Source organism: Flavobacterium sp. DW-iso2, assembly GCF_058725285.1.
Window position 1 is genome coordinate 67,114 of record NZ_JBZXDY010000011.1, and the last position, 17,833, is coordinate 84,946.

The window sequence follows — 17,833 nt, forward strand, 5'->3', positions numbered from 1 at the left end:
GATTAAAATTCAATATCGAATTATGAATAGCAATTATTGCAAGACTTCGTGCATTGCTTTTGCTTTAAGCAAACATTCTTCATATTCATTTTCTGGAATTGATAGTGAAGTTATCGCACTTCCTACTGAATAAGATACATATTGCTTTTCTTGATTGTATAAAATACTTCGGATAACAACATTAAAATCAAAGTCACCATCGGGTGTAAAATACCCTACTGCCCCACTGTACAAGGCTCTTTTCGTTTCTTCCAATTCTTCAATAATGTTCATAGCTGAAATTTTTGGAGCGCCAGTCATACTTCCCATAGGGAAAGACTTCTTTATAGCATCAACAGCGCCATATTGATAATCTAATCTAGATGTAACCGTGGAAATCATTTGATGCACTTGCATAAAAGAATAAATAGCGCATAATTCTGTAACCTGTACAGATCCTTTTTGAGCGGTATGAGATAAATCATTCCGCACTAAATCCGTTATCATAATATTTTCAGATCGTTCTTTCGGATCTGATGCTAGTTTATTCTTCGATTCTTCGTCTTTAATTGGATCCAAAAATCGTTTCGAGGTTCCTTTTATAGGTTGCGAAACAAGCAATTGCCCTTCTTTTTTCAAATAACGCTCCGGTGATGCTGAAAGCAAAAAATGTTTGTTGTTTTTAAAAAATACTGCAAATGGAGGCTGAGAAATTTCGTTGAGCTTAAGGAATTTATCTAGTGGATTTATAGTCGCATTTTCAGCATAAAATTCCATACAAAAATTAGCTTCGTACAAATCACCTTGATGAATATGGGTTAGCATTTTTGAAACTTTCTCAAGATACTTCTCTTTTGGTATTCTTTGTTTTATCGCAACTGATGGTGCCTGCAGTTCTGCGTGAGTCGTTTGTAGGTTTATCTCGTTGAAATCAGCCTCTAACTCATCATCACACATGTTTAGATATTGAATTTCGACCTCATTCCCTCTTAATAAAAATATTTTTTTTGGTTGAAAGAAAAATAAATCCGGAAAATGCAAACCATCAAAGTTATTTGATTCCAGATTCTCTACGTCATTTTTTAAATCATAAGACAAATAACCAAAAAGCCAATCTTTTGTTGTTTGTTGGTACTGTTTTAAATCCTCAAAAGCATTATGAAAATCTGTTTTTATAGACGTAAAAGCATCTACTGCCACAGCACAGTCAAAACTTGAATGCTGATCCGGATAATCATTACTATCCATAAAAATGACTTCACGAAACTGTTGTGACCAAATTAGAAGTTGCTTTTTAAACAATTTTGGATTTGAAATGGGCTTATGAATTGATGTTCTCAAAAAAATTTAGCTTTAAACTTCAAAATTACAATAATAAATTTCCTTTAATATGTCATTATCGGAAAAATCAGTTGTTTTTTTTCGTAAATTTACAGTAACACGTTAGTATTAAAACACTTATTAAAATAACAATTATTTTTTTCTAACGGAGACGGTAATCAATGGGGAATATACTATTAAAAATAAATGAGCTTTACCGCATCAGTACATTTTAAATTTTTAACCAATAAAACCTAAATATTATGAAAATTGCTACCATTATTATTCGAACTATACTTGGACTTTTATTTCTCTATACCTCTGTCAGCTATTTTTTACACTTAAGCCCCGAGCCTGTATCAACAGGAGATTTCAAGGCATTCCAACTTGGTTTAATGGCCTCAACTTATTTATTTCCTTTGGCAAAAAGTGTAGAGTTCTTATGTGGTTTATCATTTTTAACGGGCAAATTCACCACATTAGCTAATCTAGTTATTTTCCCTGTAACCCTCAATATATTATTAATTAATTACTTCTTGACACCAGACAACCTTCCGCTCGCCGTTTTTGTGTTTGTGGGTAACATATTCTTGATTTTTGCTCATTGGGAAAATTATAAAGGACTATTCAAAATGGATTAATTTTTAGTCTAAAAAATAAAAACCGACTCTAGATAAGAGTCGGTTTTGTTATTTAATGAATTCGTACTTTTATTTAGTATGTTGCACCCATATTAAATCAGCTGTTTTATAACCAATATCTTCTGCTATTTTCAAGTAGTCTGAGCGAACTTCTAACGGAATTGACCTTTCACGAGACAATATCCATAAATATTTAAGACTCCCTCCTGCAACCAAAGCATATTTATACTCTTTGTCAATCGCAATAACATTATAACCCCCATAAAAAGGACCAAAGAATGACACTTTTAACATGGCTACATTCTCGTCTCTCACAAACTTCGCTTTTCCGATGCTTTGCTTCCATTTGTCATTTTGCACATCATATCCTTTATTATCCACTTTTATCGTTCCATTGTCTTTTAATGAATACTCAGCAGTAGTATTGTTCAGTCCTTTCTCAAATTTAAAATCCAATCTAGCGATTTCATACCATTTTCCTAAATATTTTTCTTTCTCGAAATTTTGAACAGCCTTTGCTTTCTCTGGAATCGTTTTACGTGAGCAGGAATTAAGAAAAACCCCTACTCCAACAAGTGCTAAAGCACCTACTACATGTCTCACTTTCATACTAATTTATTTTTTAATAAAGATATTATGTAAACACCGTTATATCTTTATATAATTTAAATTGAAACTTATAAAATTTAATCATAAAACAAAAAACCCGTCAAACATAACTTGACGGGTTCATTAGTATAAAATCGTACATACTATACGTGTAATGCTCTATTATCTGTAGCCGCTAATGCCGCTTCTTTGATCGCTTCCGCAAAAGTAGGATGCGCATGTGACATTCTTGATATATCTTCAGCTGACGCTTTAAATTCCATTGCAACAACCGCTTCGGCAATTAAATCAGCGCAACGAGCTCCAATCATATGAACTCCCAGAACCTCATCTGTTTTTGCATCAGCAAGAATTTTTACAAAACCGTCTAAATCTCCACTTGCTCTTGCACGACCTAATGCTTTGAAAGGAAAACTTCCAGATTTAAATTCCACACCAGAAGCTTTTAACTGCTCTTCTGTTTGCCCCACTGCAGCCACTTCTGGCCAAGTGTATACAACACCTGGAATCAAATTATAATTGATATGCGGTTTTTGTCCAGCCAAGATTTCAGCAACCATAGCTCCTTCTTCCTCTGCTTTATGAGCTAACATCGCTCCACGAACAACATCTCCTATTGCATAAATATTAGGAATATTAGTCTGTAAATGATCGTTTACTTCCACCATTCCTCTGTCTGAAATTTTAACTCCAGCTTTATCTGCGTTTAAACCGTCTGTGTAAGGACGACGACCAACAGAAACAAGAGAATAGTCCCCCTGTAAAGTGATTGTCTCTCCTTTGGCATTTTCTGCCTGTACAGTCACTGCATCACCGTTTCTTTCTACTGACTTCACTTTATGTGAAACGTAGAATTTCATTCCTTGTTTCTTTAAAACTTTAGTCAATTCTTTAGACAATGAAGCATCCATTCCTGGAATGATTCGGTCCATGAATTCCACTACAGAAACTTGCGCTCCTAAACGTAAATACACCTGACCTAATTCAATACCAATAACTCCACCGCCAATGATGACAAGATGTTTTGGTACTTCTTTTAATTTTAATGCTTCAGTCGAAGTAATAATTCTTTCTTTATCAATTTTGATAAATGGCAAATTAGAAGGTTTAGAACCTGTCGCAATAATAATATTTTTAGCCTCTACTGTTTCGCTAGTTCCGTCCGCTTTTGCAATCGCAACGTGAGTAGCATCTACAAAAGAACCTAATCCTTCTAGAACAGTAATTTTATTTTTGTCCATTAAATATTTTACTCCGCCTGAAGTCTGGTCAACAACTGCTTGTTTGCGTGCAATCATTTTTTCCAGATTAACTTTTACTTCACCAGAAACTTCAATTCCGTGATCAGCAAAATGTGCTAATTCAGCATAATGGTGTGAGGAAGATAACAATGCTTTTGAAGGGATACATCCTACATTAAGGCAAGTTCCTCCAAGAACTGAATATTTTTCGATAATTGCTGTTTTGAAACCAAGTTGTGCACAACGAATTGCTGATACATATCCGCCTGGGCCAGAACCAATAATGACTACGTCAAATGAATTCATAGTATATTTGTTTTTGTTGTTTTTTTATAAAATGTTGCACAAAATTAAGGAATTAAGTTTTGTTTGAAGTTTAATATTAAATATATTTTGTTAAGATTTTACACAGCGACGCATTTAATATCCTGTAAACAATGTCAAATCCACACTAAAATTTCCTAAACTTCAACCACCGTTGTATTTTTAACTTCACTAATCATAAAGGTGCTTTGCGTACTGCCAATATGCTGAAGTATAGTTAATTTTGTTACTAAAAATTCCCTATAGGCTTTCATGTCTTTCACCACAATCTTAAGAATGTAGTCATAGTCACCACTTACATGATAGCATTCTAAAACTTCTATTAATTGTGCCACCTCACTTTCGAATCTGGTTACAAATTCTTTGGTGTGCTGGATTAGTTTTAAATGACAAAAAACCACAAATCCTTTTTCAATCTTTTCCTTATTGAGCAATACCACGTATTTATCAATAATACCTTCTCTCTCTAATTTTTTAATACGTTCGTAAACTGCAGTAACGGACAGATTCAATTTCAAAGACAATTCTTTTGTGGTTTTTTTACTGTCTGTTTGTAATAATAAGAGTAGTTTTTTGTCTATTAAGTCTAAAGTCATTTTGTAGTTTTTTTGGCGAAAGCATAAAATATTCGATAAAAATAGAAATAAAATCTACATAAACTGATTATGACGATATAAAAAACTGATTTTACACTCCATTATTGACAATAAAAACCATATAAACGTCCTTTACATTATAAATAGTACTGTTGCAATGGATGATTTAATAACTTTTGGCCTTTTATGCCTCACCTCTTTTTTTACTCTAATCAATCCATTAGGTACGATGCCCATTTTTTTGACCATGACGACTGATTTGTCGGAACAGGAACGAAGATTTACTGCTAAAAAAGCATCCTTAGTTTCCTTCATCATTATCATTTGCTTTGCCCTTTCGGGACAATTACTATTCAAGTTTTTTGGGATCTCCGTAAACAGTTTTAAAATAGTAGGAGGAGTCATTTTTTTCATGATGGGAATGGATATGCTACAGGCTAGATTAAGCACTGTAAAAATCAAAAAAAATGAAGTCAAAAACTATGTAAATGACATTTCGATAACACCTCTCGCAATTCCTATGATTTGCGGCCCAGGCGCTATAACAAACGCCATTGTTTTAATGGAAGATGCTAGCTCAATGTCTAAAATAGTGATCCTACTAGTTTCTATTGCGGTCGTAGTCTTAACCACGTACATCATTCTATTGAGCTCTTCTAAAATTATAAAACTAATAGGTCAAACAGGTATAAATGTAATGATGAGACTTATGGGACTTATCGTTATGGTAATAGCAGTCGAATTCTTTTTTAGTGGCTTAAAGCCAATTATTCACGATCTAATGAAATAACTAACTTAAAAAAAATATTATGAAATTCAACCCCGCAGACAACATTCAAGACTTACAGTATTTTGGCGAATTTGGTGGCGTAAACCCCTCTATTTCTGATTCCTCTACCTATACTTTCCTTTCGGCAAAAACTATGTTTGATACCTTTGAAGGTAACATGGAAGGCTGTTATTTGTATTCCCGTCATTCCTCTCCAAGCAATTTGTATTTAGACAAAGCACTGGCTGCAATGGAAGGTACTGAAACGGCAAATGTATCCGCTTCTGGAATGGGAGCCATCACACCTACTTTATTGCAATTATGCGGAGCTGGAGACCACATCGTCTCAAGCAGAACGATTTATGGAGGAACGTATGCTTTTCTAAAAAACTTCACTCCAAGATTTGGTATCAAAACGACATTTGTTGACATCACAAAACTAGATGCAGTTGAAGCTGCGATCACTCCGGAAACGAAAGTATTGTATTGTGAAACAGTAAGCAATCCTTTATTGGAAGTGGCTGATATAGCCGGTTTATCAAAAATTGCAAAAAAGCATAATTTGACATTAGTTGTAGACAACACCTTCTCTCCATTATCTGTTTCTCCAGTTAAATTTGGTGCTGATATCGTAATTCATAGTTTGACAAAATACATCAACGGAAGCAGCGACACTGTGGGTGGAGTAACTTGTGCTTCACAAGATTTTATCAATCAATTAAAAGACGTAAATAGTGGAGCAAGTATGTTACTAGGGCCAACAATGGATAGCATGCGCTCTGCTAGTGTTATGAAAAACCTACGTACACTTCACCTGAGAATCAAGCAACACAGTCATAACGCTGCGTATCTTGCAGAACATTTTGAAAAAGATGGAGTAAAAACGGTATATCCTGGATTAAAAAGTCATCCAAGCCACGATTTATTCGCATCGATGATCAATGCTGAATACGGTTTTGGTGGAATGATGACAATAGATGTTGGTTCTTTGGCTAAAGCCAATGCCTTAATGGAACTAATGCAATCACGCAACTTAGGATACTTAGCGGTGAGTTTAGGATTTTATAAAACTTTGTTTAGTGCTCCTGGAACCTCCACTTCGAGCGAAATTCCTTTGGAGGAACAAGTAGAAATGGGATTGACTGATGGTTTAATCCGTTTTTCAATTGGTCTAGATAATGACATTAAGAGAACATACGAAATGATGAAAGACTGTATGAAAGAATTGGATATTCTATAATCCAAGACTGTTATAAAATAATTTTTTGATTTTTTACCAAAACCCGCTTAAAAGCCATTTTAAGCGGGTTTTATCTGTTTCATAAAAACACATCCGCCCTTTTCAATTTTGCCGACCAATATGCTTTTGTATTATGGCAATGCGGACATCCAGATTTTCAGCCGAAGAGACAAAAGCAAACATTTTGAAAGCGACTATACTTCTATTTCTAAACAAAAAACTCCAGATTTCTCTGGAGTTTTTTGTTATCTACGTATTATAAATATCTTATTTTATAAGTTCTATTTTTTGAACTTCTTCTTGATGTACACTATCAAAAAATCCTTGTTCGTGCATCCAATCATCACTATAAACTTTACTCATATAACGAGAACCGTGATCAGGAAATATAGCAATTACATTGCTGTTTTCGTCAAATTCACCTTCGTCGGCATATTGTCTTATCGCCTGCAAAACAGCTCCAGAAGTATAGCCTACAAATAAGCCTTCTTTTCTAGTTATTTCTCTTGCGCAATGTGCACTCTCCTCATCGGTAACTTTCATAAACTTATCGATGGTATCAAAATCAGTAGCAGAAGGAATCAAATTTTTCCCTAAACCTTCAATTCTGTATGGGTAAATTTCATCGTTGTCAAATTCTTTTGTTTCATGGTATTTCTTCAATACTGAACCAAAAGCATCAACTGCAAGCACTTTAATATTAGGGTTTTGTTCTTTTAAGAATTTTGCTGTTCCTGAAATCGTTCCTCCAGTACCACTGCAAGCTACGAGATGAGTAATTTTACCATTCGTTTGCTTCCAAATCTCTGGTCCCGTAGAGTTATAATGTGCATCAATATTCAACTGATTAAAATATTGATTAATATAGATTGACCCCTTTGTTTCTTCATGCAATCTTTTAGCCACGTTGTAATAAGAACGTTCATCATCTGCTGAGACATGTGCTGGGCAAACATAGACTTTAGCGCCTAAACTGCGAAGCATATCAATTTTATCTTTGGACGATTTTGAACTTACAGCTAGTATACAATTGTATCCTTTTATGATACTCACCATGGCGATACTAAATCCGGTGTTCCCAGATGTCGTTTCGATTATGGTATCTCCTGGAGATAGTATCCCTTTTCTTTCTGCCTCTTCAATTATGTATAAAGCAATTCTATCCTTGGATGAATGTCCTGGATTAAAAGCTTCTACCTTTGCATAGAAATTACCTTCTAACTTTTCTGTGACTTTATTTAGCCTAATAAGAGGTGTATCACCTATTAATTCTAAAACACTATTGTAAGCTTGTATTTCTTCTTTCATAAAAAAATAGTTAGTCGAAGTGAATTTTATTACACCTCGAAACATTGCAAATTTAACAAAAATTTCCGAATTACTTTTTAATTTTCTCTAAATCTAACAAAAAACTGAATTCCTTTGCTAATTCCTTAATGGCTTCAAACCTTCCAGATGCGCCTCCGTGACCTGCATCCATGTTAGTATCTAAAAACAAAAGATTGCTATCTGTTTTCAAAGTTCTCAGCTTCGCTACCCATTTAGCAGGCTCCCAATATTGTACTTGTGAATCATGCAGACCGGTCGATATATACATATTAGGATAGGCTTGGGGTTTTACATTATCATAAGGAGAGTAGGATTTCATATACTTATAATATCTTTTAACGTTTGGATTCCCCCATTCGTCATACTCCCCGGTTGTTAACGGGATAGTTTCATCCAGCATCGTCGTTGCAACGTCTACAAAAGGGACTTGAGCAATTACTCCATGGTATAGTTTTGGCGCCATATTTAAAATAACTCCCATCAATAAGCCCCCTGCAGAACCACCCTCCGCATATAAATGTTTTGTAGAAGTGTATTTTTGCTCAATTAAAAATTTAGAACAATCTATAAAATCTTTGAAAGTATTTTTCTTTTTTAATAATTTTCCGCCTTCGTACCACTGTCTTCCTAAATCTTCTCCACCGCGAATATGTGCGATAGCGTAAACAAAACCTCTGTCTAACAACGACAATCTTGTTGATGAGAAATAAGCATCCATAGAATGTCCGTAAGAACCGTATGCATAAAGCAACAATGGATTTTTTCCATCCTTTTTCAAACCTTTTCTATATACCATAGAAATAGGTATCAGGGTTCCGTCTTTTGCAGTTGCCCAAACACGTTCTTCAATATAATTGTCCTTATCAAAGTTACCACCAAGCACTTCTTGTTCTTTCTTGACTTCTTTTTCTTTGGTGTTCATATTGAAATCAATAATCGAAGCAGGTGTTGCCATCGATTGATAGGCATATCGCAAGATATCTGTATCAAAATCAACGTTTGCAGAAGTATGAGCGGTATAGGTTTCACTTTCAAAAGGCAAATAATATTCCTCTTTTCCACTCCAGGGAATTATTCTAATTTCACTCAAACCATTACTACGTTCTGAAACCACCAAAAAATCTCTAAAAATGTCAATATCTTCCAGTAAAACATCTTCCCTATGAGCAAGAACATCTTCCCAATTCTCCATTGAAGTCTTAGATTCAAGCGTTTTCATTAGTTTGAAATTAGTCGCCTTGTCCTTGTTTGTAAGAATATAAAAATGATCTCCAAAATGAGAAATACTATACTCTAAACCTCTTTTTCTTTTCTGAAAGACTTTAAATTTCCCATCTGGATTGTCGGCTAATAAAGTCATAAATTCTGTAGTCAGCGTGCTCGAAGAGCTGATCAAAATATATTTTTTTGATTTTTCTTTACCCACAGCAACATCAAAAGTATCATCTTTTTCAAAATAAACTACTTCATCTTCTACTGTATCGGTTCCTAATTTATGTTTTAGAACAGTATCGGAACGCAAGGTATTGGCATCCTGAGTAGTATAGAAGATAGTTTGATTATCATTTGCCCAAGTAGAATTTCCGGTAGTATTCTCAATTTTATCGCTTAAAATTTCGTCTGTTATCAGGTTTTTTACTTGCAAAGTATAAATCCTTCTTCCTACTAAATCTACAGCATAGGTAGCCAGTTGATTATCATTACTAATACTCAATCCGCTTAGATTGAAATATTTTTTTCCCTTTGCCAATTCATTACAATCAAGCATGATTTCTTCTTTTGCCGAAAGGCTTTCCTTTTTTCGAGAATAAATAGGATAATCTTTCCCTACTTCAAAACGAGTAATATAATAATAGCCATTGTATAAATAAGGAACTGATTCATCGTCTTCCTTGATTCTGGCTTTCATTTCTTCAAATAAATCTTTTTGGAATTCCTGCGTATGAGCAGTCATTTTTTGATAATATTCGTTTTCTTTATTCAGATAGTCAATCACTTCAGGATTTTCTCGATCCTTTAACCAATAATAATTATCAATCCTGACGTCTTCGAATTTTTCTAATAGTGTTGGTATAATTCTAGCAACTGGTGGCTGTATATTTTCTATCATTTTTTGAGTTTTCATATTTTAAAGAATAAACAAAAATAAACAAAGCGACTCTAAAACGCGTCTGTTTTTCGTCTTATTTAATATTGCATATTTCTTCAAAATTCGTAATTTCGTATTTCAATAATTTTTAAATTATCAAAAATGGATTTAATGGGAATGATGGGTAAACTTAAAGAAACCCAACAAAAAATGGAAGAAACAAAAAAACGCATGGATACTGTTCTTGTTGATGAGCAAAGTACAGACGGTTTGTTAAAAATTACGATTACTGCTAATAGAAAAATAAAATCAATTACAATTGCCGATGACTTATTGCAAGACAAAGAACAATTAGAAGATTATATGATTTTAGTAATGAACAAAGCAATCGAGAAAGCGACTAAGGTTAATGAAGCTGAACTTGATGCTGTTGCAAAAATGGATATGCCAATGATTCCTGGAATGGATAATTTGTTCAAATAATCTAAATAAGTTATAAAATATGAATTATGAGTTTTTATACAAACTCATAATTCATACTTCATAATTTATAATTTATAACTTTGCCAAGGTTTCTAATACATAGGTATGCATCACTTCTCTATAATCAAGATGGGTTACCATTCTCAATTTTCCGTGTCCCATAGAACTGATGGATATGTTTTTTTGTTTTAATTTTTCAATTAAAACGTGGTCGCTTAAATTTGGCACCAACGTAAATATTAAAATATTTGTTTCTACAGGCTCGACTTTAGCCACCCAATCCAATTTATTCAATACTACGGCTAATTCTTTGGCGCGTCTATGATCTTCAGCAAGGCGGCTGATATTGTTGTCTAAAGCATATAATCCGGCTGCTGCCAAATAACCTACCTGACGCATTCCTCCTCCTAATATTTTTCGAATACGCAATGCACGATGAATTGTCGCTTTATCACCTAATAAAACAGACCCTATTGGCGCACCCAGTCCTTTGGATAAACATACCGAAATCGTATCAAACAATTGACCAAAAGCTTTTGGGTCTTGTTTTTTAGCAATTAAGGCATTCCAAATTCGGGCTCCATCAAGATGGAATTTTAAATTATTGGCTACACATACTTCTTTTATTTTTTTCAATTCATCTAATTCATAACAAGCGCCGCCTCCTTTGTTAGTCGTATTTTCAACACAAACTAAACTCGTTAACGGATTGTGATAAAACTCAGGGTCATTGATTGCTCCTGCCACTTGTTCTGCAGTAATCATTCCGCGATCACCATCTAGCAAAGAAAAAGAGACTCCGCTATTAAAAGAAGCACCTCCACCTTCATAAAGGTAAACATGTGCATATTTGTCGGCAATAATTTGCTCTCCTGGTTGTGTATGTAGTTTGATTGCCGTTTGATTGGCCATCGTTCCTGAAGGGAAAAACAGTCCTGCTTCCATGCCAAAAATTTGCGCAATGGTATCCTCTAGTTCAATCACTGTGGGATCTTGCTTGTAAACATCATCACCTACTTCAGCATTGAACATGTACTGCAACATTTCATGTGTAGGCTTAGTAATTGTATCGCTAATTAAATTTATTTCCATACATTGATTTTATATTTGTTTAAAAACACAAGTCTCGTCTTGCCAATTCTTAAAATTTGTTATTTTTGTCGCACAAAATTACATAATTTATGACAACTACCGAACAAATTAAAGGTATTGTAGAGCGCCTTGGTGCGTTGAGGAGGTATCTTTGACGTTGATGCCAAACTAATTGAAATTTCTAACGAAGAAGAAAAGACTTTTGCTCCCGATTTCTGGAATAACGCAAAAGAAGCCGAACTAATTGTAAGAAATCTTCGAAATAAGAAAAAATGGATTGAAGATTACGATAAAGCAGTCGAAATGGCTGACGAATTGCAATTAGCCTATGAATTCTACAGGGAGGGAGAACTAACAGCAGAAGAACTAGACGAGCAATATAACGGTATTGCAAGTCATATTGAAGCCATCGAATTCAAAAACATGCTTTCAGATGAAGGAGATTCTTTAAGCGCTGTAGTACAGATAACTGCAGGTGCTGGAGGTACCGAAAGTTGTGATTGGGCCGAAATGCTCATGCGCATGTACATGATGTGGGGCGAAAAATATGGATATAAAATAAAAGAACTGAATTTTCAAAAAGGAGAAGCAGCCGGTATCAAAACGGTTACGCTCGAGTTTGAAGGGGATTATTCTTTTGGATACTTAAAAGGAGAGAATGGAGTACATCGCTTAGTGCGTATCTCCCCGTTTGACAGTAATGCTAAACGGCATACTTCCTTTGCATCCGTATATGTATATCCGCTTGTAGATGACAGTATCGAAATTGATATTAATCCTGCCGATATTGAAATCACGACTTCCAGATCTAGTGGTGCCGGTGGACAAAACGTGAATAAGGTAGAAACTAAAGTACAGCTATTTCACAAACCCACAGGAATTCAAATTCAGTGTTCAGAAACCCGTTCGCAACAAGACAACAGACAACGTGCTATGCAAATGCTCCGTTCTCAGTTGTACGAAATTGAATTAAAGAAACAATTGGCGCAGCGCGCTGACATTGAAGCTGGAAAAATGAAAATTGAATGGGGTTCTCAGATTCGCAATTATGTGATGCAACCCTACAAATTAGTAAAAGACGTGCGTACGGGTTATGAAACCAGCAACGTCGACGGTGTGATGAACGGTGAAATTGACGAATTCTTGAAAGCCTACCTGATGATGATGGGACAAAGAGACGACGAAGAATAAAATTATCAAATCAATCAATTATAATCCTACAGAGAAATTTATCTTTTTCTGTAGGATTTTTTTGTTACTTTTGATTTTGAAAAATTAATCCGATTTATGAAAAATACACTAGTCTTCTTTGTTTTACTATTTTCAATAACATTTTACTCTCAAAAAAAAGTATATTACACTGAACATTTTAAAGAATTACGCTCAGCCGAAGGAGCAACTTATTTCAGTACTTATGAGGACACTAAAGAAGGAACTTCGAGAACCACTTATTTTATTGATGGAACAAAACGAAATCACGATCAATTTTCAAATTTCAAAAAACGCATTTTAAATGGTACTTCCGAAAGTTATTATAAATCTGGAAATAAAGAGCTAACTTCTTTTTTTGTAAAAGGAAAACAACAAGGTGAACTAACCCGATATTATGAAAACGGCCAAATCAAGCGTACCGAAAATTATAAAAATGGCGAATTTATTGACGGAAAATGTTTTGATGAAACCGGAAGTGAAATTGCTTTTTTTCCCTATTTTATAAAACCCCAATTTCCAGGAGGAATAAATGAGTTTTATAAATACATTGGAAAAAACTTCAAGTCTCCTAATAATGCTAAAGGAAGAATAAAAGTTGATTTTGTGGTTGAAATAGATGGTACTTTAAAAGATTTTAAAATAATCGAAGGACTTAATTATGACATGAATGTTGAAGCTTTAAGGGTTTTATTTAATAGCCCATTATGGATTCCTGGTAAAGTCGACGGTAAAGATGCCCGTGTTAAATATGGCATTCCAATTACTATTAATTAAAATTCCCACGCAAATAATTTTCATTGTTTAACTCCTTTAATTTTAGTCCTAAAATTAAAGGAGTTATTTTTTTTTACAACCATTCAATTAAAGAAACACCGACACCAACAGTCGTTTGCAGATTGTTATAATCGATCAAGGTTTCACCGTAGCCGTGGGAAATTAGTAAATATCCTTTTAAATTATTTCTAACGGGATAAGACCATGAAAAGGAGGCATTTCCTCTAGCTTTTGCATTAAAATTTAGATTATGACTGCCAATAAAAGAAAGAATTTTTCCGTTTTTGGTATAAATTACATTCACGTCTCCCCTACCTACATATTCTGAAATATCAGGATTATCATCAATTGCAGCTGGCATTCGAAACCAAGGTCTCACATAGACAGTCCAATTGTTACGTTCAAACCCTGCATGTAGTATAATTCTATTCCAGCTTCGAGAAAAAGGATCACTTTTTCCATTTGATTCATGATTAAATGCGACTCCCACCATTCTTGTTTTAAAACCAAATAAATTAAACTTCACTGGGAAATTTAAAATAAGTTCGGGTTCATAGTTTACTTCTCTAAAGGGGCGCGAAAGCGTATTATTATAGATTTGCCAATGTGACTTTTGAGTATAGGCGACCCATAAGTCTCCATACCCCCAGAAAATACTTTGTAGCACTTTAGTCTTAAAACTCAATTGAAATTTAGTCTCAATACTATTATATTCAACACCTGCAGGTGCTATATAATCTGGATCTATATTTCCTGATTCAGGCCGTTCATTCGCGTTATTCGTCCAGCGCACGGGTAATACAAACATAGGCTTATAAGGAGTAATCAAAAAGGTTCCTCTCACTGAAGTAGTATCCAGTTCCCATCTCTCAGTTAAATTTCGAAGTTGCGTTTTACTGTTAAATAAAGCCTGAACCTGAGCATTTACAATAACACCAGAAAAAATAAGCAGAAAAAAAGAGCATTTAACTTGAAAATATTTCATATTCTAGAATCAAAATTTAACCCGCAAAAGTAATAGTTTAACATCTGATAAAGTTATACTTTTATTATAAAAAGTTATATAAAAACTACTTTTAATCGTGTTAAAGTATCGGTAAACATTTGGAACTTTAAGACTAAATCACTTTATTTGAGAATTGTACCATAACCCAATCTATTAGTAACATTATGAAATCCTACACCATCCAAGAAATAAATGAAGTCCTTAAAGGAGTCATATCTGGCAGTACCTCACAAATAATTACAGCACCTGAGCAACTAGAGGTTGCGACTGATTCTGAAATTTCATTTATTGGAAACAAAAAATACGAAAAACTTTGGTCATCATCAAAAGCTTGTGTTGCTGTTGTAAATGAGGATATTTCGATAGAGCCAGGAGAAAATAGAGCCTTCATTAAAGTGAAAAATGCTGATTTAGCAATGTCTCAAGTTTTGGAACTTTTTGCTCATCCAATGCCCGTGTTTCATGTTGACATTCACCCAACGGCAGTAGTTGACAAATCAGCGACCATCGGAATTGGGACAAAAATAGGCGCCGGATGTTATGTTGGGCCCAATGTGAAAATTGGAGAAAATGCAATCCTTTATCCTAATGTCACCATTCTGGATGAATGCACTATAGGCAAGAATACGGTATTGTGGTCAGGAACTGTGGTAAGAGAGCGTTGTCACATAGGTACTGATTGTATTATACATCCTAATGCCACTATTGGAGCAGATGGATTTGGATTTCGCCCTTGTCCTCAAAGAGGCTTGGTAAAAATTCCTCAGATAGGAAATGTAATAATAGGAAATAGCGTTGAAATTGGCGCCAACTCTTGTGTGGATCGAGGGAAATTTAGTTCTACGGTTTTAGGAGATGGTTGTAAAATTGACAATTTAGTTCAAATTGGTCACAACAGTAAACTGGGACGTTTTTGTATAATGGCAGGACATAGCGGATTAGCGGGTTCTGTAACTTTAGGCGATGGAGTAATTATTGGCGGAAGCGCCTCCATAAAAGACCATGCAACATTAGGAAGTGGCGCAATCGTAGGAGCCGGATCTGGTGTTACCTGTGATGTCCCTGCCGGTAAAACAGTGCTAGGTTATCCTGCAGTTGAAGCGCGTGATGCCTTAAAACAATGGGCTATTCTAAAACGATTAGTCAATGATTCAAAAAAATAAATAAGTAAATTTTATCATATTCGTAAAAAAACAGGAGTTCGCTCCTGTTTTTTTGGTTTTAAATCGAAATTATTCGCAAAGGAACCAAAATAATAAATTTTATTTCGTTCGATTTTGTATTTTAGCACAAACTATTTATAACACTATTACAACATGGATTTAAACTTCAATAAAAACGAAGATCACAATAAACTTTTATTGTCTCAATTAAGACAAAATTTTTCCAAAGTAAAATTAGGAGGAGGCGAAAAAAGAATTCAAAAACTACATGCTGAAGGAAAAATGACAGCGCGGGAACGCATTGATTATTTACTTGATCCTAAAGCCAAGTGCATTGAAATTGGAGCTTTTGTTGGTGAAGGAATGTATAAAGAACACGGGGGCTGTCCATCTGGAGGTGTTGTTGTTAAAATAGGATATATCGGCGGAAAACAATGTGTTGTTGTGGCCAATGATGCGACAGTAAAAGCGGGTGCTTGGTTCCCTATTACAGCCAAGAAAAATCTTCGTGCACAAGAAATCGCAATGGAAAACCGCTTGCCTATCATTTATTTAGTGGATAGCGCTGGTGTTTATTTACCGCTGCAGGACGAAATTTTTCCAGATAAAGAACATTTTGGACGTATTTTTAGAAATAACGCCCAAATGAGCAGCATGGGAATTACTCAAATTTCGGCTATAATGGGAAGCTGTGTTGCCGGAGGTGCTTATTTACCTATAATGAGTGATGAAGCCATCATTGTTGAAGGAACAGGCAGTATCTTCCTTGCAGGTAGTTATCTAGTAAAAGCAGCCATTGGAGAAAGTATCGACAATGAAACTTTAGGAGGTGCCACGACGCACTGTGAAATTTCAGGAGTAACAGATTATAAAGCCAAAGACGACAAAGACGCCTTAGACAAAATAAAAAATATCGTTGATAAAATTGGTGATTACGACAAAGCAGGGTTCAGCCGAGTAAAGCCAGCGAAACCAACCTTGGACGAAAAAGAACTATACGGTGTTTTACCAAAAGCCAGAAATGAACAATACGACATGATGGAGATCATCAACCGTCTTGTAGACAATTCAGAATTTGAAGCATATAAAGAGGGCTACGGTCAAACAATTATAACTGGTTATGCCAGAATTGACGGATGGGCAGTAGGAATTGTGGCTAACCAACGAAAAGTGGTCAAAACCAAAAATGGCGAAATGCAGTTTGGTGGTGTTATCTACTCGGATAGTGCTGACAAAGCCACCCGTTTTATCGCTAATTGCAACCAGAAAAAAATCCCCTTAGTTTTTGTTCAAGATGTTACCGGTTTTATGGTGGGATCCAAATCGGAACAAGGTGGAATCATAAAGGACGGTGCCAAAATGGTTAATGCCGTAAGCAACTCTGTAGTGCCAAAATTCACCGTTATCGTTGGGAATTCCTACGGTGCTGGAAATTATGCCATGTGTGGAAAAGCATACGACCCAAGATTGATCTTCGCTTGGCCAAGTGCAGAACTTGCCGTTATGGGCGGAACACAAGCGGCAAAAGTATTGGCGCAAATCGAAGCATCTTCCTTGAAGAAAAGCGGAGAAATTGTCGATGAAGAGAAAGAGAAAGCTCTTTTTGACAAGATAAAAGCCAGATACGACGAGCAGGTTTCTCCTTATTATGCCGCTTCTAGATTGTGGACAGATGCGATTATCGACCCTCTAGACACGCGAACATGGATATCTATGGGTATCGAAGCAGCAAATCACTCCCCTATCGAGAAACAATTTAACTTGGGTGTAATTCAAGTTTAACTTACTATAATTTATTTTTAGGAGCAGAACTACTTCGGTTTCATAACTAGTTCCCTCCCGCTATTCGCTGTATTCCCCGATTTAAAAAAACAAAGCTTATTGCCTTAGTTTCTTTAAATCGGGGGATGCCGCTTCTATCGGGGCTAATCGAGTACGGACTATTTTCAGAACACATTCATTTAAA

At 35.1% G+C, this 17,833-nt stretch carries 16 protein-coding genes; 8 read left to right on the plus strand and 8 right to left on the minus strand.

Annotation, left to right across the window (positions count from 1 at the left end):
* Positions 1–33: 33 nt before the first annotated feature.
* The gene (locus AC4PRO_RS09645; protein WP_492117208.1) at positions 34–1,320 is read right to left on the minus strand and encodes an anthranilate synthase component I family protein; all 1,287 of its coding nucleotides are present in this window, start codon (positions 1,318–1,320) and stop codon (positions 34–36) included.
* 242 nt (positions 1,321–1,562) lie between these two features.
* Between AC4PRO_RS09645 and AC4PRO_RS09650 the strand changes: the two genes are divergently transcribed.
* A complete protein-coding gene (locus AC4PRO_RS09650) occupies positions 1,563–1,940 on the plus strand; it encodes a DoxX family membrane protein (RefSeq protein ID WP_074724099.1) in 378 nt (125 codons plus the stop codon).
* A gap of 69 nt (positions 1,941–2,009) precedes the next feature.
* Here AC4PRO_RS09650 and AC4PRO_RS09655 read toward each other — a convergent pair whose 3' ends face one another.
* The 3 genes from AC4PRO_RS09655 to AC4PRO_RS09665 form a co-directional block, all read right to left on the minus strand.
* Positions 2,010–2,549, minus strand: a complete 540-nt coding sequence (locus tag AC4PRO_RS09655; RefSeq protein WP_492117209.1) for a lipocalin family protein — start codon at positions 2,547–2,549, stop codon at positions 2,010–2,012.
* Positions 2,550–2,692: 143 nt separating this feature from the next.
* Positions 2,693–4,096, minus strand: a complete 1,404-nt coding sequence (gene lpdA, locus AC4PRO_RS09660) for a dihydrolipoyl dehydrogenase (protein ID WP_492117210.1) — start codon at positions 4,094–4,096, stop codon at positions 2,693–2,695.
* 155 nt (positions 4,097–4,251) lie between these two features.
* Positions 4,252–4,710: an Lrp/AsnC family transcriptional regulator gene (locus AC4PRO_RS09665; protein ID WP_074724096.1), complete on the minus strand. Its 459-nt coding sequence runs from the start codon at positions 4,708–4,710 to the stop codon at positions 4,252–4,254.
* A 157-nt stretch (positions 4,711–4,867) separates the two neighbouring features.
* On the opposite strand from AC4PRO_RS09665, the gene AC4PRO_RS09670 reads away from it, so the two are divergent.
* Complete coding sequence (locus AC4PRO_RS09670) at positions 4,868–5,500, plus strand: MarC family protein (RefSeq protein ID WP_074724095.1); 633 nt, start codon at positions 4,868–4,870, stop codon at positions 5,498–5,500.
* Positions 5,501–5,516: 16 nt separating this feature from the next.
* Positions 5,517–6,719, plus strand: a complete 1,203-nt coding sequence (locus AC4PRO_RS09675) for an aminotransferase class I/II-fold pyridoxal phosphate-dependent enzyme (RefSeq protein ID WP_492117230.1) — start codon at positions 5,517–5,519, stop codon at positions 6,717–6,719.
* A gap of 267 nt (positions 6,720–6,986) precedes the next feature.
* On the opposite strand, the gene capA is transcribed toward AC4PRO_RS09675, so the two are convergent.
* A complete protein-coding gene (gene capA / locus AC4PRO_RS09680; protein WP_492117211.1) occupies positions 6,987–8,027 on the minus strand; it encodes a cysteate synthase in 1,041 nt (346 codons plus the stop codon).
* A 70-nt stretch (positions 8,028–8,097) separates the two neighbouring features.
* Positions 8,098–10,158: a S9 family peptidase gene (locus tag AC4PRO_RS09685; protein ID WP_492117212.1), complete on the minus strand. Its 2,061-nt coding sequence runs from the start codon at positions 10,156–10,158 to the stop codon at positions 8,098–8,100.
* Between the two features lie 141 nt (positions 10,159–10,299).
* Here AC4PRO_RS09685 and AC4PRO_RS09690 point away from each other — a divergent pair, with 141 nt between their 5' ends.
* Positions 10,300–10,620 (plus strand): YbaB/EbfC family nucleoid-associated protein, encoded by a 321-nt coding sequence (locus AC4PRO_RS09690; protein WP_492117213.1) that lies wholly within the window; start codon positions 10,300–10,302, stop codon positions 10,618–10,620.
* A 72-nt stretch (positions 10,621–10,692) separates the two neighbouring features.
* Here the strand turns inward: AC4PRO_RS09690 and AC4PRO_RS09695 are convergent, their stop codons facing one another.
* Positions 10,693–11,712, minus strand: coding sequence for a threonine aldolase family protein (locus AC4PRO_RS09695; protein WP_074724091.1), 1,020 nt, complete (start codon positions 11,710–11,712; stop codon positions 10,693–10,695).
* A gap of 89 nt (positions 11,713–11,801) precedes the next feature.
* On the opposite strand from AC4PRO_RS09695, the gene prfB reads away from it, so the two are divergent.
* Positions 11,802–12,903 (plus strand): peptide chain release factor 2 gene (gene prfB, locus AC4PRO_RS09700; RefSeq protein ID WP_492117214.1). Its coding sequence is split into 2 segments (ribosomal slippage): positions 11,802–11,864 and positions 11,866–12,903, totalling 1,101 coding nucleotides; the frame shifts between segments, so codons are not numbered across the junction.
* A gap of 96 nt (positions 12,904–12,999) precedes the next feature.
* On the plus strand, positions 13,000–13,698 hold the full coding sequence (locus tag AC4PRO_RS09705) for an energy transducer TonB (protein ID WP_492117215.1): 699 nt from the start codon (positions 13,000–13,002) through the stop codon (positions 13,696–13,698).
* A 73-nt stretch (positions 13,699–13,771) separates the two neighbouring features.
* On the opposite strand, the gene AC4PRO_RS09710 is transcribed toward AC4PRO_RS09705, so the two are convergent.
* Entirely contained in the window at positions 13,772–14,683 is a 912-nt protein-coding gene (locus AC4PRO_RS09710) for a phospholipase A (RefSeq protein WP_492117216.1), read from the minus strand.
* A 185-nt stretch (positions 14,684–14,868) separates the two neighbouring features.
* On the opposite strand from AC4PRO_RS09710, the gene lpxD reads away from it, so the two are divergent.
* Both lpxD and AC4PRO_RS09720 read left to right on the plus strand, forming a co-directional pair.
* On the plus strand, positions 14,869–15,867 hold the full coding sequence (lpxD, locus tag AC4PRO_RS09715; protein ID WP_492117217.1) for a UDP-3-O-(3-hydroxymyristoyl)glucosamine N-acyltransferase: 999 nt from the start codon (positions 14,869–14,871) through the stop codon (positions 15,865–15,867).
* Positions 15,868–16,020: 153 nt separating this feature from the next.
* Positions 16,021–17,649, plus strand: a complete 1,629-nt coding sequence (locus AC4PRO_RS09720; RefSeq protein ID WP_492117218.1) for an acyl-CoA carboxylase subunit beta — start codon at positions 16,021–16,023, stop codon at positions 17,647–17,649.
* The last annotated feature ends 184 nt before the right edge of the window (positions 17,650–17,833 follow it).

What these genes read in the sequence shown, in the direction of transcription:
- AC4PRO_RS09650 (WP_074724099.1), top strand. Translation starts at nt 1,563, where the DNA reads ATGAAAATTGCTACCATTATTATTCGAACTATACTTGGACTTTTATTT.
- AC4PRO_RS09655 (WP_492117209.1), bottom strand. Translation starts at nt 2,549, where the DNA reads ATGAAAGTGAGACATGTAGTAGGTGCTTTAGCACTTGTTGGAGTAGGG.
- lpdA (WP_492117210.1), bottom strand. Translation starts at nt 4,096, where the DNA reads ATGAATTCATTTGACGTAGTCATTATTGGTTCTGGCCCAGGCGGATAT.
- AC4PRO_RS09665 (WP_074724096.1), bottom strand. Translation starts at nt 4,710, where the DNA reads ATGACTTTAGACTTAATAGACAAAAAACTACTCTTATTATTACAAACA.
- AC4PRO_RS09670 (WP_074724095.1), top strand. Translation starts at nt 4,868, where the DNA reads ATGGATGATTTAATAACTTTTGGCCTTTTATGCCTCACCTCTTTTTTT.
- capA (WP_492117211.1), bottom strand. Translation starts at nt 8,027, where the DNA reads ATGAAAGAAGAAATACAAGCTTACAATAGTGTTTTAGAATTAATAGGT.
- AC4PRO_RS09685 (WP_492117212.1), bottom strand. Translation starts at nt 10,158, where the DNA reads ATGATAGAAAATATACAGCCACCAGTTGCTAGAATTATACCAACACTA.
- AC4PRO_RS09690 (WP_492117213.1), top strand. Translation starts at nt 10,300, where the DNA reads ATGGATTTAATGGGAATGATGGGTAAACTTAAAGAAACCCAACAAAAA.
- AC4PRO_RS09695 (WP_074724091.1), bottom strand. Translation starts at nt 11,712, where the DNA reads ATGGAAATAAATTTAATTAGCGATACAATTACTAAGCCTACACATGAA.
- AC4PRO_RS09705 (WP_492117215.1), top strand. Translation starts at nt 13,000, where the DNA reads ATGAAAAATACACTAGTCTTCTTTGTTTTACTATTTTCAATAACATTT.
- AC4PRO_RS09710 (WP_492117216.1), bottom strand. Translation starts at nt 14,683, where the DNA reads ATGAAATATTTTCAAGTTAAATGCTCTTTTTTTCTGCTTATTTTTTCT.
- lpxD (WP_492117217.1), top strand. Translation starts at nt 14,869, where the DNA reads ATGAAATCCTACACCATCCAAGAAATAAATGAAGTCCTTAAAGGAGTC.
- AC4PRO_RS09720 (WP_492117218.1), top strand. Translation starts at nt 16,021, where the DNA reads ATGGATTTAAACTTCAATAAAAACGAAGATCACAATAAACTTTTATTG.